The sequence below is a fragment of the Catenuloplanes japonicus genome (genome assembly GCF_000717135.1).
Classification (GTDB): Bacteria; Actinomycetota; Actinomycetes; order Mycobacteriales; family Micromonosporaceae; genus Catenuloplanes; species Catenuloplanes japonicus.
Window position 1 is genome coordinate 1 of the sequence record NZ_JNXY01000047.1, and the last position, 25,301, is coordinate 25,301.

The 25,301-nt window shown below is 72.4% G+C and carries 27 protein-coding genes; 19 read left to right on the forward strand and 8 right to left on the reverse strand.

Annotated elements, in window-relative coordinates:
• Nucleotides 1-578: 578 nt before the first annotated feature.
• Genes OP04_RS55165 through OP04_RS45370 form a run of 3 tightly spaced genes read right to left on the reverse strand, consistent with a single transcriptional unit; the run spans nt 579 to nt 1,436 of the window.
• Nucleotides 579-767, reverse strand: coding sequence for a hypothetical protein (locus OP04_RS55165; RefSeq protein ID WP_198154264.1), 189 nt, complete (start codon nt 765-767; stop codon nt 579-581).
• A 13-nt stretch (nt 768-780) separates the two neighbouring features.
• The gene (locus OP04_RS55170; protein ID WP_198154266.1) at nt 781-984 is read right to left on the reverse strand and encodes a VOC family protein; all 204 of its coding nucleotides are present in this window, start codon (nt 982-984) and stop codon (nt 781-783) included.
• On the reverse strand, nt 981-1,436 hold the full coding sequence (locus OP04_RS45370) for a MaoC family dehydratase (protein WP_033346270.1): 456 nt from the start codon (nt 1,434-1,436) through the stop codon (nt 981-983). The genes OP04_RS55170 and OP04_RS45370 overlap by 4 nt, the downstream gene beginning before the upstream one ends.
• A 130-nt stretch (nt 1,437-1,566) precedes the next feature.
• Between OP04_RS45370 and OP04_RS45375 the strand changes: the two genes are divergently transcribed.
• From OP04_RS45375 to OP04_RS45415, 9 genes are all read left to right on the forward strand, one after another.
• Complete coding sequence (locus OP04_RS45375; RefSeq protein ID WP_033346271.1) at nt 1,567-2,328, forward strand: SDR family oxidoreductase; 762 nt, start codon at nt 1,567-1,569, stop codon at nt 2,326-2,328.
• Nucleotides 2,325-3,317 (forward strand): NADPH:quinone oxidoreductase family protein, encoded by a 993-nt coding sequence (locus tag OP04_RS45380; RefSeq protein WP_033346272.1) that lies wholly within the window; start codon nt 2,325-2,327, stop codon nt 3,315-3,317. The genes OP04_RS45375 and OP04_RS45380 overlap by 4 nt, the downstream gene beginning before the upstream one ends.
• A gap of 8 nt (nt 3,318-3,325) precedes the next feature.
• Nucleotides 3,326-4,099, forward strand: a complete 774-nt coding sequence (locus OP04_RS45385; protein WP_198154271.1) for an SDR family oxidoreductase — start codon at nt 3,326-3,328, stop codon at nt 4,097-4,099.
• Between the two features lie 100 nt (nt 4,100-4,199).
• Nucleotides 4,200-5,216 carry a phosphotransferase family protein gene (locus OP04_RS45390; protein WP_198154272.1) on the forward strand — a complete coding sequence of 339 codons (1,017 nt, stop codon included), beginning with the start codon at nt 4,200-4,202 and terminating at the stop codon, nt 5,214-5,216.
• 2 nt (nt 5,217-5,218) lie between these two features.
• A complete protein-coding gene (locus OP04_RS45395) occupies nt 5,219-6,421 on the forward strand; it encodes an acyl-CoA dehydrogenase family protein (RefSeq protein ID WP_033346275.1) in 1,203 nt (400 codons plus the stop codon).
• Between the two features lie 183 nt (nt 6,422-6,604).
• A complete protein-coding gene (locus OP04_RS45400) occupies nt 6,605-8,062 on the forward strand; it encodes a class I adenylate-forming enzyme family protein (protein ID WP_033346276.1) in 1,458 nt (485 codons plus the stop codon).
• A 55-nt stretch (nt 8,063-8,117) separates the two neighbouring features.
• The gene (locus OP04_RS45405) at nt 8,118-8,762 is read left to right on the forward strand and encodes a TetR/AcrR family transcriptional regulator (RefSeq protein WP_232323995.1); all 645 of its coding nucleotides are present in this window, start codon (nt 8,118-8,120) and stop codon (nt 8,760-8,762) included.
• A gap of 126 nt (nt 8,763-8,888) precedes the next feature.
• Nucleotides 8,889-9,236: an excalibur calcium-binding domain-containing protein gene (locus OP04_RS45410; RefSeq protein WP_232323996.1), complete on the forward strand. Its 348-nt coding sequence runs from the start codon at nt 8,889-8,891 to the stop codon at nt 9,234-9,236.
• A gap of 178 nt (nt 9,237-9,414) precedes the next feature.
• Nucleotides 9,415-9,951, forward strand: a complete 537-nt coding sequence (locus tag OP04_RS45415; RefSeq protein ID WP_198154268.1) for a putative immunity protein — start codon at nt 9,415-9,417, stop codon at nt 9,949-9,951.
• A 98-nt stretch (nt 9,952-10,049) separates the two neighbouring features.
• Here OP04_RS45415 and OP04_RS45420 read toward each other — a convergent pair whose 3' ends face one another.
• On the reverse strand, nt 10,050-10,844 hold the full coding sequence (locus OP04_RS45420; protein WP_033346278.1) for an alpha/beta fold hydrolase: 795 nt from the start codon (nt 10,842-10,844) through the stop codon (nt 10,050-10,052).
• A gap of 91 nt (nt 10,845-10,935) precedes the next feature.
• Here OP04_RS45420 and OP04_RS45425 point away from each other — a divergent pair, with 91 nt between their 5' ends.
• Genes OP04_RS45425 through OP04_RS45435 form a run of 3 tightly spaced genes read left to right on the forward strand, consistent with a single transcriptional unit; the run spans nt 10,936 to nt 14,105 of the window.
• Entirely contained in the window at nt 10,936-12,876 is a 1,941-nt protein-coding gene (locus OP04_RS45425; RefSeq protein ID WP_157241229.1) for a helix-turn-helix transcriptional regulator, read from the forward strand.
• Between the two features lie 16 nt (nt 12,877-12,892).
• A complete protein-coding gene (locus tag OP04_RS45430; protein WP_033346279.1) occupies nt 12,893-13,477 on the forward strand; it encodes a helix-turn-helix domain-containing protein in 585 nt (194 codons plus the stop codon).
• A gap of 43 nt (nt 13,478-13,520) precedes the next feature.
• Nucleotides 13,521-14,105, forward strand: a complete 585-nt coding sequence (locus OP04_RS45435) for a hypothetical protein (protein WP_157241232.1) — start codon at nt 13,521-13,523, stop codon at nt 14,103-14,105.
• Between the two features lie 111 nt (nt 14,106-14,216).
• Here OP04_RS45435 and OP04_RS45440 read toward each other — a convergent pair whose 3' ends face one another.
• A complete protein-coding gene (locus OP04_RS45440; protein ID WP_063746887.1) occupies nt 14,217-15,428 on the reverse strand; it encodes an MFS transporter in 1,212 nt (403 codons plus the stop codon).
• 168 nt (nt 15,429-15,596) lie between these two features.
• On the opposite strand from OP04_RS45440, the gene zwf reads away from it, so the two are divergent.
• From zwf to OP04_RS45470, 6 genes are all read left to right on the forward strand, one after another.
• Nucleotides 15,597-17,099, forward strand: a complete 1,503-nt coding sequence (zwf, locus tag OP04_RS45445) for a glucose-6-phosphate dehydrogenase (RefSeq protein WP_033346281.1) — start codon at nt 15,597-15,599, stop codon at nt 17,097-17,099.
• Nucleotides 17,100-17,192: 93 nt separating this feature from the next.
• Nucleotides 17,193-17,717: a hypothetical protein gene (locus OP04_RS45450; RefSeq protein ID WP_033346282.1), complete on the forward strand. Its 525-nt coding sequence runs from the start codon at nt 17,193-17,195 to the stop codon at nt 17,715-17,717.
• Between the two features lie 216 nt (nt 17,718-17,933).
• The gene (locus OP04_RS45455; RefSeq protein ID WP_051800060.1) at nt 17,934-19,196 is read left to right on the forward strand and encodes an MFS transporter; all 1,263 of its coding nucleotides are present in this window, start codon (nt 17,934-17,936) and stop codon (nt 19,194-19,196) included.
• A 47-nt stretch (nt 19,197-19,243) separates the two neighbouring features.
• Nucleotides 19,244-20,581, forward strand: a complete 1,338-nt coding sequence (locus tag OP04_RS45460) for a sensor histidine kinase (protein ID WP_051800061.1) — start codon at nt 19,244-19,246, stop codon at nt 20,579-20,581.
• Complete coding sequence (locus tag OP04_RS45465) at nt 20,578-21,237, forward strand: response regulator transcription factor (RefSeq protein ID WP_033346283.1); 660 nt, start codon at nt 20,578-20,580, stop codon at nt 21,235-21,237. The genes OP04_RS45460 and OP04_RS45465 overlap by 4 nt, the downstream gene beginning before the upstream one ends.
• Before the next feature lie 213 nt (nt 21,238-21,450).
• A complete protein-coding gene (locus OP04_RS45470; RefSeq protein WP_232323997.1) occupies nt 21,451-22,668 on the forward strand; it encodes a glycoside hydrolase family 43 protein in 1,218 nt (405 codons plus the stop codon).
• On the opposite strand, the gene OP04_RS45475 is transcribed toward OP04_RS45470, so the two are convergent.
• From OP04_RS45475 to OP04_RS45485, 3 genes are all read right to left on the reverse strand, one after another.
• Nucleotides 22,639-23,097 carry an SRPBCC family protein gene (locus OP04_RS45475; RefSeq protein ID WP_033346284.1) on the reverse strand — a complete coding sequence of 153 codons (459 nt, stop codon included), beginning with the start codon at nt 23,095-23,097 and terminating at the stop codon, nt 22,639-22,641. The genes OP04_RS45470 and OP04_RS45475 overlap by 30 nt on opposite strands.
• A gap of 122 nt (nt 23,098-23,219) precedes the next feature.
• Nucleotides 23,220-23,642: a CBS domain-containing protein gene (locus tag OP04_RS45480; protein WP_033346309.1), complete on the reverse strand. Its 423-nt coding sequence runs from the start codon at nt 23,640-23,642 to the stop codon at nt 23,220-23,222.
• A gap of 124 nt (nt 23,643-23,766) precedes the next feature.
• A complete protein-coding gene (locus tag OP04_RS45485) occupies nt 23,767-24,048 on the reverse strand; it encodes a helix-turn-helix domain-containing protein (protein ID WP_033346285.1) in 282 nt (93 codons plus the stop codon).
• A 57-nt stretch (nt 24,049-24,105) separates the two neighbouring features.
• Here OP04_RS45485 and map point away from each other — a divergent pair, with 57 nt between their 5' ends.
• On the forward strand, nt 24,106-24,873 hold the full coding sequence (gene map, locus OP04_RS45490) for a type I methionyl aminopeptidase (protein ID WP_033346286.1): 768 nt from the start codon (nt 24,106-24,108) through the stop codon (nt 24,871-24,873).
• Nucleotides 24,874-25,301 lie beyond the last annotated feature (428 nt).

A 25,301-nucleotide genomic window follows, 5' to 3' on the forward strand; every position in this document is an offset into this window, starting at 1 on the left:
GCCGCGGGGGTGCTCTGCGCCCGAAATTTCATGACATAGCGGCGGCGAGCCCGGCCATCTCACGACCTCGACAGCGCCGGCCGGTTATGAGAACGGCCACTCACGACCCGGGGGCGGCCGCTGGGCCCGGCGCCGGCCATATCCGGGCGCAATGCGCCCGAAATTTCGGCATATCGTCGGCAGGGAGGGGCGGGTAGAGATCGTTGTTGCGCTCACCGTCCTTTCCGGCGGGTTGAAAGAGCAGCGAGCGCAACAACGATCTTCCACGGACCGCACGAGCGGCACGGGCCACCGACCTCGGCCGGCTATCTCATGAAATTTCGGGCGCGGTGCTGGACCCTGCGGGGCGCGCGGGCAATCGTCCGACCGAACCTTGACGGCTCAAAGGTCAGTAAGGACAAAAGACCCGCCGCGGGCGGGCGAAGGGGCGGGGCGAGATCCTTGCGGCTCTGGTGGCCCTTCCCCGGCCCGCGAAAGGGCCACCAGAGCCGCAAGGATCTTGTTGGAAGCGGAGTGTCCGCACCGTGGAGGAGGCGGCGGTCCGTGGCGGTGTGGCCGGAGCGAGCGGATCCGGTTGATCAGCCGAAGGGCATCAGGGCTCCGCGGGCGCCGACTGGGGGCCAGGCGATCTCCCAGCGGTTGGCCTCGGGGCCGGCGATGTAGGCGGATCGGCCGCCCCCGGGGCGCGTGACCGGGGGTGCGATCGGGGCGGCGCCGGCGGCCAGGGCGGCGGTGCGGGCGGTGTCGGCCTCGGTGGCGCTGTCCACGTTGCGGCCGGCGTCACGCCGGACCGGGAGCCACGCCCCACCCGGCTTCCGCCGCGAGTGCGGGGATCGGGCAGAGCGCGAGGGGGGCGCCGCCGAGCAGGAAACCTGTCCGGCTGTCGTCGCTGCCGGGGACCGGCTTCCAGCCGAGGCCCCGGTAGAAGTCGCGGAGGCGTGGGAGGCCGTGGGTCAGGACCGATCGGCGCGCGGGGAGCGTCATGGGTAGACCCGGGAGAGGGTCTGGGCGACGCAGACCGGCTTGTCGCCGCCCTCTCGCTCGATGGTGACCTCGGAGGCGATCTGGAGGGCGTCGCCGGCGACGGGGGTGACGGTGAGCAGCTGGATGCCGGCGCGGACGCGGGAGCCGGTGGGGAGCGGTGCGGGGAAGCGGACGCGGTCGAGGCCGTAGTTGATGCCCATGCGTACCCCCTCGATCTTGTAGATCTGCCAGGACAGGGCGGGGATCAGGGACAGCGTGAGGAAGCCGTGGGCGATGGTGGTGCCGAAGGGGCCGGTGGCGGCGCGGGCGGGGTCGACGTGGATCCACTGGTCGTCGCCGGTGGCGGTGGCGAAGGCGTCGATGCGGGACTGGTCGACGGTGAGCCAGTCGCTGTAGCCGAGGTGCTCGCCCGCGGCGGCGACGAGGGCGGCGGGGTCATCGAAGACTCTCATTGCGTGTGGACCTCCTGATGGCGTCGGGATGGTGCAGAATCCATCCTAGGGAAGGTTAAGTTAATGCACTAGAAATGTATAAACCCATCGCCTAGTATCTGCATCGGCGGTGCACAAACCTGGAGGTGCAGTGACCGGAGACAAGCGAAGCCTCGGCGGACGCACGGCGGTGATCACCGGCGCGTCCCGCGGGATCGGCCTCGGCATCGCCCGCCGCCTGATCGCGCAGGGCGCGAACGTGGTGATCACGGCGCGCAAGGAGGAGGCGCTCAAGCAGGCGGTCGACGACCTGGGGGAGCGGGCCAGGGGGGTCGCGGGGAAGGCCGACGACGACGATCATCGCGCGGAGACGATCGCGCGGGCCGTGGAGTGGTTCGGCGGGGTGGACATCCTGGTCAACAACGCGGGGATCAACCCGGTCGGCGGCGCGCTGGCGGATCTGGATCTCGGGGCGGCGCGCAAGATCCTCGATGTGAACCTGCTGGGGGCGCTCGGGTGGACCCAGCGGGCGATCAAGGACGGCGGGCTGACCAGCGGCTCCGTCATCAACATGTGCTCGGTCGCGGGGATCACGCCGTCGCCGGGGATCGCGTTCTACGGGGTCAGCAAGGCGGCGCTCAGCCACCTCACGGCGTGCCTCGCGGTCGAGCTCGGGCCGGGCGTCCGGGTCAACGCGGTCGCGCCGGCGGTGGTCAAGACGCGCTTCGCCACCACGCTCTACCAGGGGCGTGAGGACGAGGTCGCGGCGCTCTACCCACTGGGGAGGCTCGGCGAGCCGGAGGACGTGGCCGGCGCGGTCGCGTTCCTCGCCTCGGACGAGGCGTCGTGGATCACGGGACAGACGCTGGTGCTCGACGGCGGGCTCACGCTGACGGGACGGGTGGGCGCATGAGGGCCTGGCAGGTGCACGAGAACGGCGATCCCGCCACGGCCCTGCGCCTGAGCGAGGACGTCGAGAAGCCAACACCAAACCAAGATCAAATTCTGCTGAGGGTACGGGCGTGCGCGCTCAACTTCCCGGACGCGCTGCTCGTCCAGGGCCGCTACCAGGAGCGTCCGCCGCTGCCGTTCACGCCCGGCATCGAGCTGTGCGGTGAGGTCGCCGACCCGGGCACGTCCGGCCTGACCGTCGGCGACAGGGTGGTCGGCGGCGCGTCGCTGCCGCACGGCGCGCTCGCGGACTACGCGCTGGCCGACCCGCGCCTCCTCTACCCGGCGCCGCCGGAACTGGACGATACGAAGGCCGCCGCGTTCTTCGTGGCCTACCAGACCGGCTGGGTCGGCCTGCACACACGCGCCCACCTGCGGCCGGGCGAGACGCTGCTGGTGCACGCGGCGGCCGGCGGCGTCGGCTCGGCCGCGATCCAGCTCGGTAAGGCGGCCGGCGCGCGCGTGGTCGGCGTGGCCGGCGGGCCGGAGAAGGTCCGCATCGCGCGTGAGCTGGGTGCGGACGAGGTGATCGACCGGCTGGCGTACCCGGCGCAGGAGGACTTCGTGGCCGCGCTCAAGGAGGCGTGCGGGAAGCGGGGCGCGGACGTGGTCTACGACCCGGTCGGCGGCAACGCGTTCGCGGCGTCCACGAAGGTCGTCGCGTTCGAGGGGCGGATCGTGATCGTCGGCTTCACGTCCGGCGACATGGCGAAGGCGGCCACGAACCACGCGCTGGTCAAGAACTACAGCGTGGTCGGCCTGCACTGGGGGCTGTACCGCAGCCGCCGCCCCGAGGTCGTGCACGAGGCCGCGTCCGCGCTGGCGGAACTGGCCGCGAAGGGCGCGATCGACCCGTACGTCTCGCAGGTGCTCCCGCTGGACCGGGCCGTCGAAGGGCTGACCGCGCTGGCGGGCGGCGCGACCACCGGCAGGGTGGTGATCGTGCCGTGAGCAGCGCGCTGGAGCTCAAGAACGCGGTGGTGGTGGTCACCGGCGGCGGGTCCGGGATCGGCGCGGCCATGGCCCGCCGGTTCGCGGCCGACGGCGCGGTCGTCGTGGTCAACGACCTGGACCCGGTCGCGGCCCACCACGTCGCGCACGAGATCGGCGGCCGCGCGTTCGCCGGCGACGCCGCGGATCCGGACTTCGTGGAGCGGCTGGTCGGGTTCGCCTGGGGGTCGCTCGGCGGGCTGGACCTGTTCTGCGCGAACGCGGGCGTGCCGACCGCGGGCACCGAGGCCGCGACCGCGGCGGAGTGGGACCTGGCCTGGCGGGTGAACGTGCTGGCCCACGTGCACGCCGCGAAGGCCGCGCTGCCGCGCTGGCTGGAGCGGGGCAGCGGCCGGTTCCTGGTGACCGCGTCCGCGGCGGGGCTGCTCACCATGCTCGGCTCCGCGCCGTACTCGGTCACCAAGCACGCGGCGGTCGCGTTCGCCGAGTGGATGCGGGCCACCTACGCGCACCGTGGCATCGTGGTCCAGGCGCTCTGCCCGCAGGGGGTGCGCACGCCGATGCTGGCCGGCACCGGCCCGATCGGCGACCTGCTGCTCGGCCCGGACGCGATCGGCGCGGACGAGGTCGCGGACCGGGTCCGGGAGGCGCTGACCGACGACCGGTTCCTGATCCTGCCGCACCCCGAGGTCGCGGCGTTCTACGCGCGTCGTGCCGCCGAGCCGGAACGCTGGCTCGGCGCGATGAACCGCCTGCAGCAGAAGGCGGAGGTGGTCTCGTGAGTGCGAGGAGTGCAGCGAAGCGCGCGGCATCACAGCCGATGGACGAGCCGCAACTGCGTAGCGGAGCCCCGCAGTCGCTCACCCGGGAGGCGCTGTGAGCCTGCCCGGCCTCGACCTGGAAGCGCTGCGGAAACACCTCGACACCGTGCTGCCGGGGCTGGTCACCGGGCCGCTGGACGGGGCGGTGATCGCGGGCGGGCGGTCGAACCTGACCTACACCGTGACGGACGGCGCCACGACCTGGGTGGTCCGGCGGCCGCCGCTCGGGCATGTGCTGGCCACCGCGCACGACATGGGCCGCGAGCACCGGGTGATGGCGGCGCTGCGGGGCACGCGCGTGCCCGTACCCGCGATGCTGCATCTGTGTCTTGATCCTGACGTGCTCGGGGCGCCGTTCTACGTGATGGAGCACGTGGAAGGCGCGGTGCTGCGGGACCCGGAGTCGCTGGCCGCGCTCGGGCCGGAACGGGTGCGGGCGCTGGCGTTCCGGCTGATCGGCACGCTCGCGGACCTGCACACGATCGTGCCGGCCGAGGTCGGGCTGGCGGATTTCGGCAGGCCGGACGGGTACAACGCGCGGCAGGTGTCCCGGTGGAAACGGCAGCTGGACGGCTCGCGCAGCCGTGACCTGCCCGGCATCGACGCGCTGCACGACCGGCTGGCCGCGACCGCGCCGGAGCTGTCCGCCGCGAGCATCGTGCACGGCGACTTCCGGCTGGACAACACCGTGGTCGGCACCGGCGGCGGCGACCGGATCGCCGCGGTGCTCGACTGGGAGATGTCCACGCTGGGCGACCCGCTGGCCGACGTCGGCCTGTTCGCGGTCTACCTGGGCACGCCGATGCCGGCCGCGCGCGGTTCGCACGACGCGGTCACCACCGTGCCCGGCCACCCCACCATCGACGAGCTGATCTCCGTATATGCCGAAAAATCAGGACGAGATGTCGGGAATCTTCGCTGGTACACGGCCATGTCCGCGTTCAAGCTCGCCGTGATCCTCGAAGGCGTCCACTACCGCTACACCCAGGGCAAGACCGTCGGGGCCGGCTTCGACACGATCGGCGCGCGCGTGCTGCCGCTGGTCGACGCCGGGCTCGCCGCGCTGGAGGAGGGCTGACCATGGACTTCGCGTACGACGAGACGACCCGGGACTACCAGGCCCGGCTGACGGACTTCCTGGAATCACACGTCTATCCGGCCGAGACCCGTGTTGCGGAGAACGAGCCCGGGAGCTGGGGGCCACCGCCGGTCCTGCGCGAACTGCAGGCCGAGGCCCGCGCGCGCGGGCTGTGGAACCTCTTCCTCCCCGGCGGGCGCGGTGCCGGGCTGACGAACCTGCAGTACGCGCCGCTGGCGGAGCTGACCGGCCGCAGCCCCGCGCTCGCGCCGGCCGCGCTCAACTGCGCCGCGCCGGACACCGGGAACATGGAGCTGCTGGCCGAGTTCGGCACGCCGGCGCAGCAGAAGGAGTGGCTGGAACCGCTGCTGGACGGGCGGATCCGGTCCGCGTTCGCGATGACGGAGCCGGACGTGGCCTCCTCCGACGCCACGAACATCACCACCAGCATCGTGCGCGACGGCGACGACTACGTGATCAACGGGCGGAAGTGGTTCATCACCGGTGCGATGAATCCGGCGTGCGCCGTGCTCATCGTGATGGGCAAGACCGATCCGTCCGCGGAACGGCACCGCCAGCAGAGCCAGATCCTGGTCCCGCGGGACACGCCCGGTGTGCACATCAGGCGCGGGATGCGGACGTTCGGCTACGACGACGCGGACCACGGCGGGCACGCGGAGATCAATTTCGAGGGGGTACGCGTACCCGCGGAGAATTTGATCGGCGCCGAAGGCGATGGGTTCGCCATCTCGCAGGCGCGCCTCGGGCCCGGCCGGATCCACCACTGCATGCGGCTGATCGGGATGGCCGAGCGGGCGATCGAGCTGATGTGCCGCCGGGTGTCGTCGCGCGTCGCGTTCGGGCGGCCGCTCGCGGACCAGGGCGTGGTGCAGGACTGGATCGCGGAGTCGCGCGTCCGGGTCGAGCAGCTGCGCCTGCTGGTGCTGAAGACCGCCTGGCTGATGGACACCGTGGGCAACCGCGGCGCGCACACGGAGATCCAGGCCATCAAGATCGCGGCGCCGTCCACGGTGGAATGGATCATCGACAAGGCGATCCAGGCGCACGGCGCGGGCGGCGTCAGCCAGGACACGCCGCTGGCCCAGCTGTGGGCGGGCGCGCGCACGCTGCGGCTCGCCGACGGGCCGGACGAGGTGCATCGTCGCTCCCTGGCCCGCCGGGAGTTGAAGAGGTGGCAACCGTGAGCGCGCCGGAGCGGGCGGTGCCGCAGGCGGGTGGCGGGCTGCGAGTGCGTAGCGGAGCCCCGCAGTCGCGAACCCAGGAGGCATCGTGAGCGCGAGGAGTGCAGTGGAGCGGGCGGTGCCGCAGGCGGGTGGCGGGCTGCGAGTGCGTAGCGGAGCCCCGCAGTCGCGAACTCAGGAGGCACAGTGAACCTCGCCAGGCTCTTCGAGAAGGCCCGTGAGCGGCACGGGGACTATCCGGCGATCTGCGCGGAGGGTGTCTGGCACACCTCCGAGCAGCTGTTCGACCGGGCGGTGCGGTTCAGCGCGGGGCTGCGGTCGATCGGGGTGAAGCCCGGCGACCGGGTCGTGGTGTTCATGGCGAACTGTCCCGAGGTGGTGATCAGCTACCACGCGATCTGGCGCGCCGGCGCGGTGGTGACGCCGATCGTCTTCCTGGTGACGCCGACCGAGCTGCGCCACATGATCGACGACTCCGGCGCGGTCGCCGTGATCACCACGGCCGAGCTGGTGCCGAAGGTGCAGGCCGCCGTGGCGGGCCTGGACATCCCGGTCGTCGTGGACTTCGCGCCGCTGGAGACCGAGCCCGGCACGCTGGTCGACCGCGGTGAGGACGGGCTCGCGGCGCTGCTCTACACCGGCGGGACGACCGGGCGCAGCAAGGGCGTGGCGCTCACGCACGCGAACATCGACGCGGCCTCGGGCGCGTCCCGGCGGGTCAGCTTCGTCTCCGGGATCTCGCGGTCGGTGACCGCGCTGCCGCTGTCGCACTCCTACGGCATGCTGGTCACGGTCGGTACCCAGCAGATCCCGGAGCCGGAGTCGACCGCGCTGCTGCGGTTCTTCGACGCGCCCATGTGGCTGCGGCTGGCGGAGGAGCACCGGGTGCAGCAGGCCGCGGTCGTACCCTCGATGATCTCCATGCTGTTGGCGGAGCCGCTGGAGGACTTCGACCTGTCCTCGTTGCGCAACGTGTTCTCCGGCGCGGCGCCGCTGCCCCGGGCGGTCGCGGAGGAGTTCGTGCGACGGGTGCCGTCCGTGCAGATCCTGGAGGGTTACGGCTGCACCGAGACGGCCGGGATCCTCACCTCGACGCCGCCCGGGAAGGCCCGTCCCGGGACCGTGGGCCGGCCGGTGCCGGGCGTGTCGTTGCGGCTGCTCGGCTTCGACGACGCGCCGGTGCCGCCCGGGGAGCCCGGCGAGATCGTCGCCACCGGCCCGAACGTCATGTCAGCCTATTGGGACGGCACGCGCGACTTCACCGCGGACGGTTGGATGCGTACCGGAGATATCGGGATTTTTGATGAATCGGGATATCTGTCCATTGTCGACCGGAAGAAGGACGTGATCATCCGGGGCGGGTACAACGTCTACCCGCGCGACGTGGAGGAGGCGCTGATCCGGCACCCGGGCGTGACCGGCTGCGCCGTGGTCGGCCGGCCGGACAACCGGCTCGGCGAGGAGGTCGTCGCGATGGTGACGGTCAATGCGCCCGAGCTCACCCAGGAGGATCTCATCGCGTACGCCCGGACCGTGCTCTCCGCCAACAAGTACCCGAGAGAGATACGCATCGTCGACGCGATCCCGCTGACCTCGGTCGGTAAGGTGGACCGCAAGCGCCTGCGGGCGAACCTCGCCTCCTGACGCTCCCGCGATAGACGAGCCCGGCCCGGCGCCGGAGAGGTGAGGCGGTGGGTACGTGGCTGAGACACGCACAGCCATAGCCGATGGTGGGAATGCCACCCCCGGCAGAGTCGACGGCCGTACCGCCCGTGCCGAACGCACCCGCCGCGCCATCGTCGTGGCGCACTACTCGCTCATCTCCGAGGGAGACCTCAAACCCACCGGCGAGCGCATCGCCGAACGGGCCGGGGTCTCCCTCCGCGCGCTCTGGACCAACTTCAAGGACCTCGAGACGCTCTTCGCCGCCACCGACCAGCTCCTCGTCGCCCGCCAGGACGCGGCCTGGACCGAGATCGACGCCTCCCTGCCGTTCACGACCAGGGTCGACGAGTTCTGCCGCCAGCGCGCCCGCATGTTGGAGATCGTCGCGCCGCTCGCCCGCGCCGCCACGATCAAGCAGCCGTTCTCCGCCCAGCTCCGCGACAACCGGCGCCGGCACATCGCCCGCGTCCGCGCGGAGATCGAGACGCTGTTCGCGCACGAGCTGGACGCGGCCGGTCCCGGGCGGGCGCAGCTGCTGGACGCGCTGAGCGTGTCGACGACGTGGGCGGGGTGGGCGCTGCTGCGGGACGAGCTGACGCTGAGCGTCGACGAGGCGCGGGCGACGATGTCGCGCACGGTGACCGCGCTGCTGGTCACGGCGATGGCGTCGTCCTTCTGAGGCGATCCGTGGTCGCGGAACCGATCACCCCGTCGGGTGATGCCGGGCTGTTGCCGCTCGCGCGCGAGGCGTACCCCGTCAAGATCTCGGTTGTCGCTTTTGTGATCTTTTGAATGGGGACCCGCCATGTCGCGTTCGCTTCGCACCACGCTGCTCACCACGTCGATGCTGCTCGCGGCCGTGTCGCTCGCCCAGCCCGCCGTGGCCGCCCCGGCCCCGGCCTACGGAAGCCCGGTCGCCGCCTCCGCCGACGGGCACGCGGCCGTCCCGGCCCGGGTGATCGCCGCGACGAAGTACAAGAACTGTGCCGCGCTCAACGCCGTCTACCCGCACGGCGTCGCCAAGGGCGGCGCGGCCGACGTGGTCCGCGGCAGCACCAAGCCGGTGACGACGTTCAAGGTCGCCCCGAAGGTCTACGCCGCCAACACCCACCTCGACCGCGACAAGGACGGCGTCGCCTGCGAGAAGCGCTGACCTGAGACCGCCCGGCCTGGTTCCGCGCCTGCCGCGCTGGGCGAGGATCCTCACGGCCGCAAGCGAAAGGATCATTGACGTCGGCACAATGGCGGTCAACTCGCGTCTTCGACCGCACGTCCGCCGACGTCAATGATCCTTTGGCGTTGCGGGGCCGGAACTCATCATGATGGGCCTCATGGCCGACAGCCCGACGATCACACTCGACATGTCCGAACTCCGTGCGGTCGCCGCGTTCGCGGTGACCTGTGCCCGGACCGCGCTGAAGATCTTCGAACAGGACCGCCCCGGCGACCCGCGCTCACGGGATGCGATCGACGCCGCCCAGACTTTCGTGGACGGTGCGAAACGGGCGAAGCTCCAGCGCGACGGCGCCTGGGCCGCGCTGCGGGCGGCCCAGGAGGCCCGCGCCGCCGGACAGCCCGCCGCGAGCGAGGCCGCCCGCGCCGCCGCCGCTTCCTGCAGCGCCGCCTATCTTCACCCGTTGGCCAAGGCCACCCAGGTCAAACACATCCTCGGCTCGGCCGGGTATGCCGCACACGCCCTGGAGATCGCCGCCGGCGACCTTCCCGCGGTCGGCGAGGAGCACATCGCCCGCTTCGCGGCTTTGGCCACCCCGGCCGTTCTCGAGGTGCTGGACCGCTACCCGGCAGCGCCGCCCGGCGGTGCCCGCGCCGGCGCCCTCATCCGCCTCCTGGACACCTCGCTCCGCTGAACCGCTCACCCGTCCGGGTGGCGACGTTCGCGCGGCGCAGGGCCGCGCGGGTGGCGTCGGCGTCGAGGAGGCGGCAGACGGTGAGGGCGGCGGCAGGCTCAGCGGGGTGCGAGGCCGGCCGTGAGAGGGCGGTTCAGGAAGTCGACGATGGCCTCGGTGAAGGCGGGGTCGCGGACCGCGCCGAGGTGGTCGCCGGGGATCTGGCGCCAGCGGGCGCCGGGGACGGCGGCGGCGAGCGCGTCCGGGCGGACCGCGAACGGGTCGTCGTGGCCGCAGAGGATCAGCGTGGCCGCGGTGATCGTGTGGAGCGGGATCGGGGCGTGGTGGGCGGCGGTGACCTGGGCGGCCAGCGCGCGACGGTCGGCGCCGGCCGCGTCGGCGAGGGTGCGGAAGCCGATGGCGGGGGAGGTGGCGACCGAGGCGGGGTCGTCGGCCAGGAGGACGGCGATGACCTCCGCGCGAGGGAGGACCCGCGAGTCGACGCCGCCCTGTTCGGCCAGGCTGGCGGCCACGCCGCCGATGACGAGGCGGCGGATGCGGCGGTCGGTGGTGGCGGCGATCGCGGCGACGACGCCGCCCATCGAGTAGCCGACCAGGTCGATCTCGGCGACGCCGAGCCGGTCGATGAGGACGGCCAGGTCGCGGGCCATGGCCTGCTCGCCGTAGCGGGCCGGATCGGTCGGCTTGCCGGAGTCGCCGTGGCCGCGGGCGTCGAGCGCGATCACGCGGCGGCCGGAGGACGCTATCGCGTCCACGATCCCGGGCAGGATCCAGTTGGTACGCGCGTCGACCGCGAAACCATGATGAAGAACCACCGGGGGTACGTCCGCGGGGTGGCCCCAGTCCCGGTAACTGATCTCGACGCCGTCGAACGACACGAATCTCTGCGGCATGCCGGTCAGTGTCCGCCTCTGGGGCCGGGTTCCGCATCGGCAGAATCGCCGGGTCTTCCCTTTCGCGTTACATCGGGGTAACACTGTCCGGGTGGATGATGCATTGACGGTGCAGATATCCCGCGTGTCCGGCCCGGAACTGCGCGACGCGCTCGCCGCCCTGGTAGCGACCGCCCTCGATCACTCCCGCCGCGATCCGCAGGCGGTCTCCGCACTCACCGCCCGCCTCACCGGCCCGCCGCCCACGGGCTGTCCGGCCGGCGATCCGGCGGCGGGCCGTCCTCGCGACGTGCCGTCCCCGAGTTGCCGCGGTGACGTGTCGTGCGCGGGCTGTCCCACCGGCGGACCGGACGCGGGCCGCCGCAGTGACGTGCCGCCCGCCGGCCAGGCCTGCGGTGCGATGTCCGCTGATTGCGCGTGGGATGCGGAACAGATTCTGGTGCGAGCGGGCCGCGCCTGGTCCTCCGGTGATGCCACCCGGGCGATCGAGACGCTGCGCCGCCTCGACCCGGCCATGCTGCCCAGGGAGACGGCGGCCGGCGTGCGGCTGCTGGCCGGTGAGATCGCCCTGCGTGCCGCCGAGCCCGGTGACGCGGTGACCAGCCTGCTCGAGGCGGCGGACCTGCTCGCGGACAGCCCGGCCGAGGAGGCGGAAGCACTGCTCCGGGCGGGCGAGGCGATCTGTTTCCTGGGCGACCATTACCGCTATGCGGACGTGACCCGCCGTGCCGCCCGGTGTGGCCTCGCGGGAACGCCGGCCGCGTGGATCGAGGGGTTCGGGGCGCTCTTCGACGGCCGCTACCCGCAGGCCGTCGCCACACTCCGCCGCGTCGTCGCCGCGGCAGACCTCGGCAGCCCGGCCTCGGACGGGCTGGCCTCGGACGGCCGGGCCTCGGACGGTCCGGCCGCAGGAGGGCCGGCGGTCGACGGGCCGGTTACCGGCAGCCCGGCTGGCAGACCCTCCGCGCCCGGCCCGGCGGCATGGGGAACCGGCGCGATCACCCTGCTCAGAGCGAGCGCTGCCGCGCTGGCCTGCGGGGACGACGCCGCCGCGCTGCGCCTGGTTACCCGGGCGGAGGGTGTTGCGGAGGCTCGTCTCGTACCCCGGATGATGGAACTGAAGGGTTCTGCGGAACTCTGGCGTGGCGCCCATGACGCGGCCGAGAGCATCGCGCTGGCCGGAGCGCGCGCGGCCGTGGACGCGGGCCAGCCGAACGAGGCCGACAATCACCTCGCGATGCTGGCGCTGCTGGCCGCGTTGCGCGGCGATCGGGCCGCCTGCCGGTGGCGCCTGGCGCAGCTGCACGGCTGTCCCGGCCGGCCGCGCGCGCTGGGACGCTGGGCGCTCGCGCTGCTCGACCTCCAGGCCGGACGCCCGCAGGAGGCGGCGGCGCGGCTCGCCGGGATCGCGGACGTGCGGTCCGGGCGCGGGCACGTGCTGGTGCAGATGATGGCGGTGCCGGACCTGGTCGAGGCCGCCGTGCTGGCCGGTGACCCGGGGGTGGCGACGGCAGCGTTGACCGCGTTCGACCGGTGGGCGGCGAGTACGGGGGAGCCGCTGCGGCGGGCGCTGTCCGCGCGGTGTCACGCGTTGCTGGCGCGGCGGGGGAGCGCGGAGGCGGACGCGGGATTCCGGGAGGCGCTGCGGCTGCACCTGGCCGGGGAGAGCGAGTTCGCGCGGGCGCGTACCCAGCTGCTGTTCGGTCGTGATCTTCGTCGCCGCAGGCGGCCCGGCCAGGCGCGGGAGCAGGTCGGGGCCGCGCTGGACACGTTCGTCCGGTGCGGGGCGCGGGCCTGGGCCGAACAGGCGCGCGCGGAACTGCGCGTCTGCGGCGGCGATGCCCGATCGGTCACCGAGCCGCTCACCGCGCAGCAGTTGCAGATCGCGCGGCTGGTCGCGGACGGCGCGACGAACCGGGAGGTCGCGGCGCGCCTGTTCCTCAGCACGCGGACCGTCGACCACCACATGCGCAACATCTTCCACCGGCTCGGGATCAGCTCCCGGGTCGCGCTGGCCAAGATGATCACCTGAGCGGCAAGCTTGGCGAATGGACGAGGAAATCGGCAGGACGCTCGGCGCGGTCGGCCCCCGGCTGCGCGCGCTGCGCAAACAGCGCGAGACCACGCTGGCCGCGCTGTCCGGCGCCACCGGGATCTCGGTCAGCACGCTGTCCCGCCTCGAGTCCGGCGACCGCCGCCCCACGCTCGAACAGCTGCTGCCGCTGGCCCGCGCGCACGGCGTCACGCTCGACGACCTGGTCGGCGCGCCGCAGACCGGCGACCCGCGCATCCACCTGCGCCCGGTCAACCACCACGGCATGACCGTGCTGCCGCTGACCCGGCGCGCGGGCGGCATCCAGGCGTTCAAGATGGTCATCCCGGCCGGCGGTGGCCGGCGGGTTCCCGACCTGCAGACCCACGAGGGGTACGAGTGGCTGTACGTCCTCGACGGCCGCCTCCGTACCGTGCTCGGCGAGCACGATCTGGTTCTCGCACCCGGCGAGGCCGCCGAGTTCGACACCCGGGTCCCGCACTGGTTCGGCGCGGCCGACGGTGATGCGGTGGAGTTCCTGAGTCTGTTCGGCAGCCAGGGGGAGCGTGCGCACCTGCGGGCGCGCCCGAAGTCTGACTGATCTTTCGCTCAGCTCTCCGCGGCCGGCGCCGATGACCGACGCCGTGCGTAGTGCGACCTCCCGCGGGGTCCTGGCGATGGCCGGGGTGCTGGCGATGCTCAGCCTGTTCCGGTCGGTGATCGGGGTCGACTGGGACCGGGCCGAGACCTGGTGGCCGGTCCCCGAGCCGGAGCGGTCGTTCAACTGCTCGATCATCTCGACGGAGAGCTACCCGAGCGCGGCAGGCGAGGGCGCGGTCTGCGGGAACCGGCTGATCGGCTACGACTTCACGCCGGTCACCGGGGACCCCGACGGGCTGTCCGGTGTCGCCGCGGTGACGACGGAGTGTGTGGCCGGGCCGGTTCCCGGCGGGCCGCGGCAGGCCACGGTGATCTTCGCGGCGCGGTACGACACCCCGGACGGACGCCCCTACGACGCGTCGTTCACATGGGTGGCGGCGGTCCCCGGCCTGACCGGCTACTGGGGTTCGGGCGTGTCGCAGATCAGCGCGAGCGGGCTGCCGGTCGGCGTCCGGTCGCAGGAGGCGTTCATCGAGGGCGAGTCGGTTCAGTGGCAGGTCCGCCCGACCCGCTACTGGGAGTCGGACCTGGCCTGGTCGCAGTGGTTCCGCCACACGGTCCGATGCTGACCGCTTTCTCCCGGTACGGCGGCGGCCCGGCCGAGAGCCCGCCGACTCCCACTCGGCCGTGCCCTGGCCGGAGTGGTTCCCGTTCACCCCGGCCTGCTGATCGTCGCGCTCCTATCCGCCGCCCGCCGCGACCGTCGGCTGCCGTCGTGGCACGAAGCGCCACAGCGTCCCCACCGCCGCCACCCCCACCCCGGCCATGGTCAGCACCGCCACCGGCAGTGAGAACCCCGCGATGAGCGCGCTGATCAGCAGCGGCCCGCCGCCGTTGCCCAGGTCGGCGACCAGCCGCCACGCGCCCAGGAACTGTGCCCGCCCGGTCGTCGGCGACGCGTCCGCGCCGAGCGTCATCACCACGCCGGCCGACAGCCCGTTCCCGAGGCCCATCAGCATCGCGACCAGCGTCAGCGTCCAGGCGCCGCCGGCCAGCGGGAGCAGCGCGTGGGCGAGCGTCAGCGTGGACATCGAGGGGAGTGCGACCGCGCGGCGGCCGAAGCGGTCCATGATGGCGCCGCCGGGGTAGAAGAGGAGCATGTCGACGCCGCCGGAGATGCCGACGATCAGCGCGAGGGTGGTGGGGGACAGGCCGAGGTGGGTGCCCCAGAGCGGGATGACGGTCTGGCGGGAGGCGCGCATGACGGCGATCATGAGCGCGCCCACGCCGACCGTGCCGAGCGCGCGGCGGTGGTTCCGGACCACGTCGAACAGGCGTGTGGGCGGGCCGGCGGCGGCCCGGTCGTGGGACGTGGGCGGGAGCAGGAAGAGCAGGCCGGCGGCGGCGAGGACGGCCACGACGTAGACCCAGTACGCGCCGGCCGTACCCAGGAAGACCATGGCTCCGGCTCCGGCGAACGGGCCGATGAACGCGCCGATGCGGCTCACGCCGCCGAGTGTGGACAGCGCGCGGGCGCGCATGGCGATCGGGACCGCGTCCGTCACGTATGTCTGGCGCGCCACGCCCCACAGCGCGGCCGCGAGCCCGATGGCGAAGACGGCCGCGCCGAGCGCCCAGACCGCGCGCGCGTAGATCGCGACCAGCAGCGCGGGCACGATCACGGCGGTGGCCAGCAGCATGGCGGCGCGTTCACCGAATCGCGCGATCAGCGAGCCGGCCGGTAGCGCGCCGGTCACCTGCCCGAGCCCGATCAGGCCCATCATCAGGCCGCCGACGCTGAGCGACGCGCCGAGTTCGACCGCGCGGACCGCGACGACGGGCAGGATGGAGGCGTGCCCGAGCGTGTAGACGGTAGCCGGAAGGTAGACCGTGAGTCCGAGTTTCCGCAGGACGGTCGCCGTGCTGTCACCTGAGTGCCCAAGATCGCCCACGTCTTTAACCTATCCGTCCCCCGAACCTCAGCGACTTTGGGAAGACTTGAACCGGATGCGCCCCGGCCTACGTGACAACGGGGGTGTCAGTGATCATGCCCGGCTTGGTCCGGCCCGTGCCTGGACCGACAGAATGTCTGGTATCCCGTTTTAACCGTGGAGGTCTTGATGACTGACGAACTGCCGGCCCCGGAAACCGTGTTCCCCGAGGACCACCGCCGCGCGCCCGCGGGTGTGCTGGTGATCTTCGGCGCGTCCGGTGACCTGACCGCCCGCAAGCTCGGGCCCGCGGTCGAGAACCTCGCCCGCCACAAGCGGCTCCCGTCGCAGTTCGCGGTGGTCGGCGTGGCGCGCTCGCCCATGTCCGACGAGGATTTCCGCAGCCGGATGACCGGCGGGCAGTCGGTGTTCCCGGACCTCAACGACGGCTTCCGGTACGTGTCCGGCGGCTATGACGACCCGGAGACGTACCGTCGCCTCCGTGAGCTCCTGGACACGCTGGACGCCGAGCGCGGCACCGCCGGTAACCGCGCGTTCTACCTGGCCACGCCGCCGGAGGCGTTCCGGCACGTGGTGAACGGGCTCAAGGACGCGGGCCTGAACGAGCCGCGGCCGGGCGCGTTCTCCCGCATCATGATCGAGAAGCCGTACGGGCACGACCTGGAGTCGGCCCGGGACCTCGACAGCACCGTCCACGGTGCGTTCGACGAGTCGCAGGTCTTCCGGATCGACCACTACCTGGGCAAGGACACGGTCCAGAACCTGCTGGCGCTGCGCTTCGCCAACGCGATCTTCGAGCCGATCTGGAACCGCACCTGGGTCGACCACGTGCAGATCACGGTGGCGGAGACGCTCGGCGTCGGCACCCGCGGCAGCTTCTACGAGACGGCCGGTGCCACCCGCGACATCCTGCAGAACCACGTGCTCCAGGTGCTCGCGCTCGCGCTGATGGAGCCGCCGTCCTCGTTCGAGGCGGAGAACGTCCGCAACGAGAAGGTGAAGCTGCTCCAGGCGATCCGGCTGCCCACGAACCGGGACATCAGCCGCATCGCGGTGCGCGGCCAGTACACGCGCGGCGGCACCGAGTCGGACCTGATGCCCGGCTACCGCGACGAGCAGGGTGTGAACCCGCTCAGCCGCACCGAGACGTTCGCGGCGCTGCGGCTGGACGTGGACAACTGGCGCTGGGCCGGCGTGCCGTTCTACATCCGCACCGGCAAGCGGCTGCCGAAGCGCGTCACCGAGGTGATGCTGACGTTCCAGCGGCCGCCGCACCTGCCGATCCCGGTCGGCCAGGCCAAGGATCTCGCGCCGGACGCGCTGATCCTGCGCATCCAGCCGGACGAGGGCATCACGCTCCGCTTCGGCGCCAAGGTGCCGGGCCACGACTTCCGGGTCCGGTCCGCGACCATGGACTTCTCCTACGGCAGCTCGTTCCGTGAGGAGTCGCCGGAGGCCTACGAGCGCCTGCTGCTGGACGCGCTCAAGGGCGACCCGACGCTGTTCATCCGGTCCGACGAGGTCGAGCAGTGCTGGCGGATCGTCGACCCGATCCTGCAGACCTGGGCGGACGACCGCAGCCCGGTGCCGCTCTACGAGGCCGCGTCCTGGGGCCCGACCGAGGCGGACCGGCTGCTCGAGCGCGACGGCCGCACCTGGCACAACAGCTGAGTCTCCCCGCGGAAGCCCCCGGCCGGTGCCGGGGGCTTCCGCGCGTGGTGGGATGTGCGCAACCTGTCGATCCGAATAGGAAGCGATCCCGCCATGTGGTTCGAGAAACTGCGGCACAACGCGGTCCTGCTCGATTTCGTCGAGCGCGCCGGCTGGTCCGCCGGCCAGGTCTTCTTCGCCACGCTGCTGGCCGGCGGCACGACCTCGGTCGCGCACCTGCCCTGGAAGTACGCGATCACGATCTCGCTCAGCGCCGCCGTCGCGTCGGTGCTGCTCACCGGCCTGCAGTACCTGACGAAGACCACGAACCTGTCGTTCTGGCCGGACGTCGTGGTCCGCCTCGGCAAGACGTTCCTCGCCTCGCTGCTGGCCTCGATCGCCGCCGCGGGCGTCTTCAACGTGGTCGAGTTCGACTGGACGACCGCGCTCAACGTTGCGTTCGTGACCACGCTGACCGCGCTCGGCAAGGGCCTGCTGGCGCGCTCGAAGGACCCGCTGACCGTGATCCCGGAGGCGGGCAACGAGTCGGCCACCGTCCCGGCCCAGCCGGCCCGCAACGGTTCCGGCCCGTCCACGCTCTCCCCGGTCGTCTACGAGCGCGCCATCTCACGCCGCTGAAAATCACGATCACAATCGCTTCACGGGTACGGCCGGAGCTTCCACCGCCCGGCCGTGCCCGCACTGTGATCCGTCCCTCTCGACCCTTCGGAAGTCGCGCGCGCCCGGCGTGACCCCGCTCCCATCCGCGGGAAATCCGTTTGGCGCGGTCGCGATCCCCCGGATCATGGTGGGCTGCGGCCAGGACCCGCCGGTCGCGCGGATGGAGTGTGTGGAATGACTGCCGTGCTGTCGCGACGCGCCGAGGCGATCGCCACGGTGGCGCTGGCCGCGATCGCGTTCATCGTGGTCACCGGCGAGACGCTGCCGATCGGCCTGATCGCGGAGGTCGCGGACGGCATCGGCGCGACGGAGAGCCGCGTCGGCCTGACCGTCTCCTGGTACGCGCTGATCGCGGCCGCGTCCGCGGTGCCGCTGACCCGGTGGACGTCCCGCTTCGACCGCCGGCAGGTCCTGCTCGGCAGCGCCGCCGTCTTCGGCGCCGGCCACCTGGTCGCCGCGTTCGCGCAGGACGTGGCCGTGCTCGGCGCCGGCCGCGGGCTGGCCGCGCTCGGCCACGGCGTCTACTTCGCGGTGGCCGCACCGGCCGCCATGCGCCTGGCCCGCCCGGAGGCACGCGGCCGGGCTGGCGCGCGCGTGATGGTCGGTGGCTCGATCGCGCTGGTCGTGGGCACGCCGCTGGCCACGCTGCTCGGACAGGTGTCCAGCTGGCGGGTGGCGATGCTGGCCGTGGGCGTCGTGGCCGTGGCGCTGGGCGTGCTGGTCGCCCGGCTCCTGCCGCCGTTGAGCGGCGCCGAGGTGCGCGGCAGCGGCGGCAGCGTGCTCTCCACCGTGCGTGTGCCCGGCGTGCTGCCCATCCTCGGCGTGGTCCTGTTCGCCGTCACCGGCCACTTCACGCTTTATACCTATATCGCGCCTTATGTCGGGGAGCGGTTCGGCGTCACCGGCGCCGGCCTGACCATCCTGCTGCTGGTCTACGGCGCGGCCGCGGTCGTCGGCAGCACGCTCGCCGGCCGGGTCGCGGACCTCAGACCCGTCGCGGGGGTACGCGTCGCGGCCGCCACGTTCACGATCGCGCTGGCCGGCCTCTGGGCCGCGGGCTCGCTGTCGATCGAGATCGCCGGCCTGCCGCTGATCGTGCTCTGGGGCGGCGCGTTCTCCGTGCTCAACGTGTGCGTCGCGCTGGCCGTGCTGCGCCGCGCACCCGGCCCGCGCGCCGAGACCGCGAACGCGATCACCGGCATCGTCTTCCAGGTCGGCATCGTGACCGGCTCCGCGCTCGGCGCCGCCGCCTCCTCGGCCGGCCTGCTGGCCACGGTCCCGCTGCTCACCGCCGCCGGCGGCGTGCTGGTCCTGACGATCGCGATGCTCCGCGGCTCCGCCTTCGCCCACGCCCCGGTCACCCCGATCGAGCCGCTGGACACCGCTGCCGCGCCGCGGGACGCCGAGAAGGTAGGGCTGGGCCTACCCCGGGTGTAGGCGCAGGGTGGTTCTCCGGCGTGGCGCGGGCACCTAGCGTCTTCGGCATGACGGAAACCGCGCTGTCCGCGATGCTGCGGCGCAACTACCTGCTCACGCCGTGGCCGTGGCGCTCGCTGCTGTACCTGCTGACCACGCCGGTGGCCGCGCTGGTCGCGTTCCCGCTCGCGGTGCCGCTGATCCCGGCGCTCGCGCTGATCGCGACGATGACCCGCGACCGGACCCCGGACCCCGGCGTCCTGCTGGTGCTGCTCTTCCTCTTCATCGGCTTCTACGCGGCCGGCGCGCCGCTGCTGGCGCTGCCGCTGGCGCACGTGGAGCGCTACCGGCTGCGGCTGATCCGCACCGCGCCGGTCCGGTCCGGCCACCGGACACCGCCGGAGACCGGGCCGTGGTCCTGGCTGGTCACCCGCTACGCCGAGGCCGCGACGTGGCGGTCCGCGCTCTACGGCACGCTGCTCGCCGCGGTCGCACCGTTCGCCACCGGGCTCGCGCTGCTCTGGACCGGGATGGCGGCCGCGATGGTGGTCGCGCCGTTCCTGGTCTCCGAGGAGGAGCCGGTCACCATCGTCTTCGGCGAGGTGAGCACGTCCTCCGGCGCCGTGCCGTACGCGCTGGTGGGCCTGGTCCTGCTGGCCGGCACCCCCTACGTGCTGGGCGGCATCGCCGGTCTGCACGGACTGGCCGCGGCCGCGCTGCTGAACGACCCGCCGTCCGACGGCCACCTGCACACGGAGCTGCGCGAGGTGTCCCGGTCGCGGGCGCGGCTGGTCGACGGCTTCGAGGCGGAACGGCGGCGCATCGAACGCGACCTGCACGACGGCGCCCAGCAGCGCCTGGTCAGCCTCACGCTGCAGCTCGGGCTCGCGAAGCTGGACGTGCCGGACGACTCGCCGGCCGCGGCGTCGGTGGCGAAGGCGCACGAGGAGGCGAAGGCGCTGATGGCGGAGCTGCGCGACCTGATCGCCGGCATCCACCCGCAGGTGCTCACCGACCTGGGCCTGCCGGCCGCGCTACGCGAGCTGGCCGACCGCACCGGGATGCCGGTGACCGTGCGCAGCGACCTGGGTGAGCGGCCGGCCGCGCACGTGGAGAGCACCGCGTACTTCGTGGTCGCGGAGGCACTGACCAACGCGGTCCGGCACGGCGACGCGGGCCAGGCCTGGGTGCGCGTGTTCCGGGAGCACGGCCTGCTGATCATCGAGGTCACCGACGACGGCCAGGGCGGCGCGGACCCGGACGCGGGCTCCGGCCTGACCGGGCTGGCCGACCGGTCCGCGGTGGCCGGTGGCAGGATGCTGCTGTCCAGTCCGGCCGGCGGCCCGACCGTGGTCCGCGTCGAGCTGCCCTGGATCCGGGCCTCCCGGGACGAGGTGGCGTCGTGACCGTACGCGTGGTGCTGGCCGAGGACGGCGTGCTGCTCCGCGAGGGCCTGGCCGGCCTGCTCGAACGCTTCGGCCTGCCCGTGGTGGCGTCCGTCGGTGACGCGGACGCGCTGATCCCGGCCGTGGAGGCGCACCGGCCGGACCTGGTGGTGACGGACATCCGCATGCCGCCGCAGATGTCCGACGACGGCCTGCGTGCCGCGCTGGAGCTGCGCCGTCGTCGCCCCGGCCTGCCCGTGGTGGCGCTCAGCCAGTACGTCGAGCGTTCCTACGCGTCCGCGCTGCTCGACTCCGACGGCGGCCGCGGCGTCGGCTACCTGCTCAAGGACCGGGTCGCGGACGTGGAGGAGTTCGTCGAGGTGCTGCGCGGCGTCGCGGCCGGCGGTACCGTCATCGATCCGACCGTGGTCCGCCAGCTGCTGCGCCGCCCGCCGGAGGACCCGGTGGCGCGGCTGTCCGCCCGCGAGCGTGAGGTGCTGGCGTCGATGGCGACCGGGCTGTCCAACGCCGCGATCGCCCGGCAGCTGTTCGTGTCCGAGGCCGCGGTCGGCAAGCACGTCGGCAACATCCTGGCCAAGCTGGGGCTGCCGCCGGCCGATGACTCGAACCGGCGGGTGCTGGCCGTGCTGGCCTACCTGCGTCGCTCACATCGATGACGTTGACTTTCTCCGTGTGAGCGCTAACACTGTCTCCCGAAGGCCTCGCCGACACATCCACGCAACACGCCGGTCACTCGCGTGTTCGCCGCCATGGAGGCTGCTGTGAGACGTACCCTCGCTGGATTTCTGGTCTTGATCTGTGCTCTTGTGGGTCTTTCCGCCCCTGCTCAGGCCGCCGCCCCACCGGCCGGCTCGTGGACGCGTTACACGATGACCGCGTTCACGAACAGCAGCGAGTCCAACATGTACGTGTACGAGTCGCCGGACGCGACCGGGTTCCGGCTGCTGCGCGGCCCGGCCTACACGCCGCCGACCGGGCTGATCCGCGACCCGAGCATCATCAAGCACACGGACGGTAAGTACTGGGTCGTCTACACCACGAACTGGACCGGCAACACCATCGGCCTGGCCAGCAGCACCGACCGTCTGAACTGGACGTTCGTGCGCAACGTGACCATCCCGCTGACCGTGCAGAACACCTGGGCGCCGGAGTTCTTCATCGACTCGAACGGCAGCGTGAACGTGATCGTCTCGCTGTCGACGAACGGGGCGGACTTCAAGCCCTACAAACTGACCGCGTCGAACGCGGCGCTCAGCGCGTGGTCCGCGCCGCAGGTGCTCAGCGGCATCGGGCCGAACAACATCGACACCTACGTGGTCAAGGTCGGCTCGACGTATCACGCGTTCACGAAGAACGAGACCACGAAGTACATCGAGTACGCCACGGCATCGTCGCTGACCGGGCCGTACACGATCTCCCGCACCGGGAACTGGGCCGGCTGGGGCAACCCGCGCGAGGGCCAGGCGCTGGTGCCGCTGGACAACGGCGGCTGGCGGATCTACTTCGACGGCTACACGGTCGGGCAGTACTACTTCAGCGACTCCTACGACGGGTTCGTCTCGTGGAGCGCACCGCAGACGTTGCCCGGCCTGTCCGGCTTCGCCCGGCACTTCACCGTGCTCAAGGAGGTCGTCTCCGGCGGCGCGTCGCTGCCGGTCAACGTGACGCGGTCGTTCCAGTCGGTCAACTACCCCGATCGGTACGTGCGGCACCGCGACTACCTCGGCTACGTCGAGCAGGTGACGTCGTCGAGCGCGGCCTCGGTCAAGCAGGACGCGACGTTCGCCATCGTGCCCGGCCTGGCGGACGCGAACTGCTACTCGCTGCGCGCCGCCAACGGCTACTTCCTGCGGCACTGGGACTACCGGCTGCGGCTGGACGCGAACAACGGGACCGCCACCTACGCGAAGGACGCCACGTTCTGCGCGCGGGTCGGGTCGGCCTCCGGGACGGTCGCACTGGAGTCGTACAACTACCCGGGTCGCTACATCAGGCACTACAACTACGAGCTGCGGCTCGACCTCTACCAGGACTCGGACACGTTCCGTGCGGACAGCTCATTCCGCGCGGTGACCGCCTGGGCCTAGCCTCTGCTCGATGCGGGCGGCGAGCTCCGTGTGGGCTCGCCGCGCCTGCGTGAACGCGTACCGGAACAGCGGCGTCGGCGCGGTCAGCGTGACGTGGCAGTCGATCCGGGTGTGATCGTCCTCCGGCGTCACCGTGGTGAGGTTGCGGACCGTGACCCGCGGCGACTGGCGGGCGACGGTCTCCAGCTCCGTGGCGCTCTCGGCCACGATGTCGGCCCGGTAGACGATGGTGAACCGGACCAGCGGGCCCCAGCGCATCGCGTCCTTGATCGTGTAGCTGCGGATCGCGCCGGGGCGTGGCGGCTCCGGGGTGACCGCGATGATCAGCGGGTGCAGCTCACCCTGCCGGGTCAGGTCGGAGAGCAGCGCCATCGCCGCCGCCGGTGTGCACCGCGGACGCGCCGTGCAGTGGAACTCGTCCGTCCTCATCGGAGGATCCTATCCGCGGTCCCTCCGTGCGGCGGCCGTTACGCGCGGATCCAGGCGTCACGCACGTCTCGCGCGTGGCACCTGGATCACGGGCCTGCGGCTCGGCGTTCCGGGCCGTGTCCTCAGCGGCCGGACGTGCTCAGTGCCTGGATCAGTTCGCCGACCGAGCGGTCGGACATCGCGCGGGCCACGTCCGCCAGCGCGATCATCCCGACCAGGTGGTTGTCGTCGACCACCGGCAGCCGGCGCACCTGGTGCCGGGACATGGTGGCCAGGATCGCGCGGGCGTCGTCGTTCGCGTCGATCGTGACCGTCTCGCCCTGCGCCAGCGAGCCCGCCTTGATCGTCGCCGGGTCCTTGCCCCGGCCCAGGACCTTCAGCACGATGTCGTGATCCGTGATCATGCCCTTGATCCGGTTGTCGACGCCGCAGATCGGCAGCGACCCGACATCCAGATCCGCCATCTTCTTGGCCGCGGCCGACAGATACTCGTTCTCCCCGACACAGGTCATATCGGTCGTCATGATCTCGCGAGCGGTCGTCATGCTGAGCCACACCTCCGGTTTCGGCACACGTGCCATCCCTTGATACCGCGCCCCGGGTGCGTATCCGCCTCAATCAGGATTTTTCACGTTTTTTGCCGGTGTGGCAGCATGGGACGGGCGCCGGCTAGGCCGCCAGGCCGTCCGGAGAGGTGTCGCGTGCGGGCGGTGGCGCGGCCGCGGCCGAGACCGTGTCCAGGGACAGTCCCAGCGCGCCCGCCAGCGCCGCGACCGTGAAGAAGGCCGGCGTCGGGATGCGGCCGGTCTCGATCTTCCGCAGCGTCTCCGGCGAGATTCCGGCCGTGACCGCGACCTCCACGATGCTGCGCGCGCCGCGGGCGTCGCGCAGCACGCGGCCCAGCCGCTCGCCGCGCTCCCGCTCTTCCTCGCTCAACGGCACCCGTACCATGCCCACGATAGTAATACCGGTATAGTTATCGTCAGGTCGCCACCTGAGGAGAACGACATGATCGAGCTGAAGTCGCCCACCGAGATCGCGGCGCTCCGGGAGGCCGGCCGCGTCGTCGCCCGAGCACTCGCCGCGGTCCGCGCCCACGCGGACCTCGGCGTCAGCCTGCTCGAACTGGACGAGATCGCCGCCACCGTCATCGCGGACGCCGGCGCCGTGCCGTCCTTCCTGCACTACCAGCCGAACTCGGCCATGACCCCCTACCCCGCGGTCATCTGCGCCAGCGTCAACGACGCGGTCGTGCACGGCATCCCCACCGACTACCGGCTCGCCGACGGCGACCTGGTCAGCATCGACGCCGGCGCCCACCTGGACGGCTGGTGCGGCGACTCCGCGATCAGCTTCACCGTCGGCGTACCCCGCCCCGCCGACCTCGCGCTCATCGAGGCCACCGACCGCGCGCTCGCCGCCGGCATCGCCGCCGCCCGCCCCGGCGCCAAGGTCGGCGACATCGCGAACGCGGTCGGCAGCGTCGCCCGCGCCCGCGGCTACGGCATCATGGCCGACCACGGCGGCCACGGCGTCGGCCGCGCCATGCACGAGGACCCCTCCATACCGAACGAGGGCCGCCCCGGCCGCGGCGTCCGCCTCCAGCCCGGCCTGGTCATCGCGATCGAGCCGATGCTCATCGCCGGCGGCCGCGACGCCTACCGCACCGACCGCGACGGCTGGACCCTGCGCACCCGCGACGGCTCCCGCGCCGCCCACGCCGAACACACCATCGCCGTCACCCCCACCGGCCCGATCATCCTCACCGCCCCCTGACCGGCACGGACCACATTCCGGGTCTTCCCGCTTCCGGCGTGACCGCGGTCCGCCTGCTCCCGTGGGCGCTGTGCTTTCCTGGGGCCCGAGCCCCAGACCCCGACGACCATGATTTTCCCGCTTCCAGCGCGGTCCGGCAGCGCTGCTCCCGCGGGCAAACCTCCGGCGAGCCGAAGGCTCCGCTGGCGCTCCGCTTCGGCACGCCGATCGGAGCCGGTTCCGCGCGGCGCGGGGAAGATCACGCGAGTGCCGCCGTGCCGCACGATCCGAAGCGCGCCGCGGGCAGCGCCGCGCCGGGGTGCTCGCATGGCTCCGGGCCGGTTGCCCGCCGGGCGTGCCCGCCGGACGAACCGCGGCCTGATCCGCCCGGCGTGCGGCCGTCGGCTCGATGCCGGAGATTGTCGGTCCTGGTGCGGTGGTCTGGTGAG

What these genes read in the sequence shown, in the direction of transcription:
- OP04_RS45395 (WP_033346275.1), top strand. Translation starts at nt 5,219, where the DNA reads ATGGACTTCGCGTACGACGAGACGACCCGGGACTACCAGGCCCGGCTG.
- OP04_RS45485 (WP_033346285.1), bottom strand. Translation starts at nt 24,048, where the DNA reads ATGGTACGGGTGCCGTTGAGCGAGGAAGAGCGGGAGCGCGGCGAGCGG.
- map (WP_033346286.1), top strand. Translation starts at nt 24,106, where the DNA reads ATGATCGAGCTGAAGTCGCCCACCGAGATCGCGGCGCTCCGGGAGGCC.
- OP04_RS45470 (WP_232323997.1), top strand. Translation starts at nt 21,451, where the DNA reads ATGACCGCGTTCACGAACAGCAGCGAGTCCAACATGTACGTGTACGAG.
- zwf (WP_033346281.1), top strand. Translation starts at nt 15,597, where the DNA reads ATGACTGACGAACTGCCGGCCCCGGAAACCGTGTTCCCCGAGGACCAC.
- OP04_RS45450 (WP_033346282.1), top strand. Translation starts at nt 17,193, where the DNA reads ATGTGGTTCGAGAAACTGCGGCACAACGCGGTCCTGCTCGATTTCGTC.
- OP04_RS45380 (WP_033346272.1), top strand. Translation starts at nt 2,325, where the DNA reads ATGAGGGCCTGGCAGGTGCACGAGAACGGCGATCCCGCCACGGCCCTG.
- OP04_RS45455 (WP_051800060.1), top strand. Translation starts at nt 17,934, where the DNA reads ATGACTGCCGTGCTGTCGCGACGCGCCGAGGCGATCGCCACGGTGGCG.
- OP04_RS45430 (WP_033346279.1), top strand. Translation starts at nt 12,893, where the DNA reads ATGGACGAGGAAATCGGCAGGACGCTCGGCGCGGTCGGCCCCCGGCTG.
- OP04_RS45460 (WP_051800061.1), top strand. Translation starts at nt 19,244, where the DNA reads ATGACGGAAACCGCGCTGTCCGCGATGCTGCGGCGCAACTACCTGCTC.
- OP04_RS45370 (WP_033346270.1), bottom strand. Translation starts at nt 1,436, where the DNA reads ATGAGAGTCTTCGATGACCCCGCCGCCCTCGTCGCCGCCGCGGGCGAG.
- OP04_RS45475 (WP_033346284.1), bottom strand. Translation starts at nt 23,097, where the DNA reads ATGAGGACGGACGAGTTCCACTGCACGGCGCGTCCGCGGTGCACACCG.
- OP04_RS45415 (WP_198154268.1), top strand. Translation starts at nt 9,415, where the DNA reads ATGGCCGACAGCCCGACGATCACACTCGACATGTCCGAACTCCGTGCG.
- OP04_RS45410 (WP_232323996.1), top strand. Translation starts at nt 8,889, where the DNA reads ATGTCGCGTTCGCTTCGCACCACGCTGCTCACCACGTCGATGCTGCTC.
- OP04_RS45420 (WP_033346278.1), bottom strand. Translation starts at nt 10,844, where the DNA reads ATGCCGCAGAGATTCGTGTCGTTCGACGGCGTCGAGATCAGTTACCGG.
- OP04_RS55170 (WP_198154266.1), bottom strand. Translation starts at nt 984, where the DNA reads ATGACGCTCCCCGCGCGCCGATCGGTCCTGACCCACGGCCTCCCACGC.
- OP04_RS45480 (WP_033346309.1), bottom strand. Translation starts at nt 23,642, where the DNA reads ATGACGACCGCTCGCGAGATCATGACGACCGATATGACCTGTGTCGGG.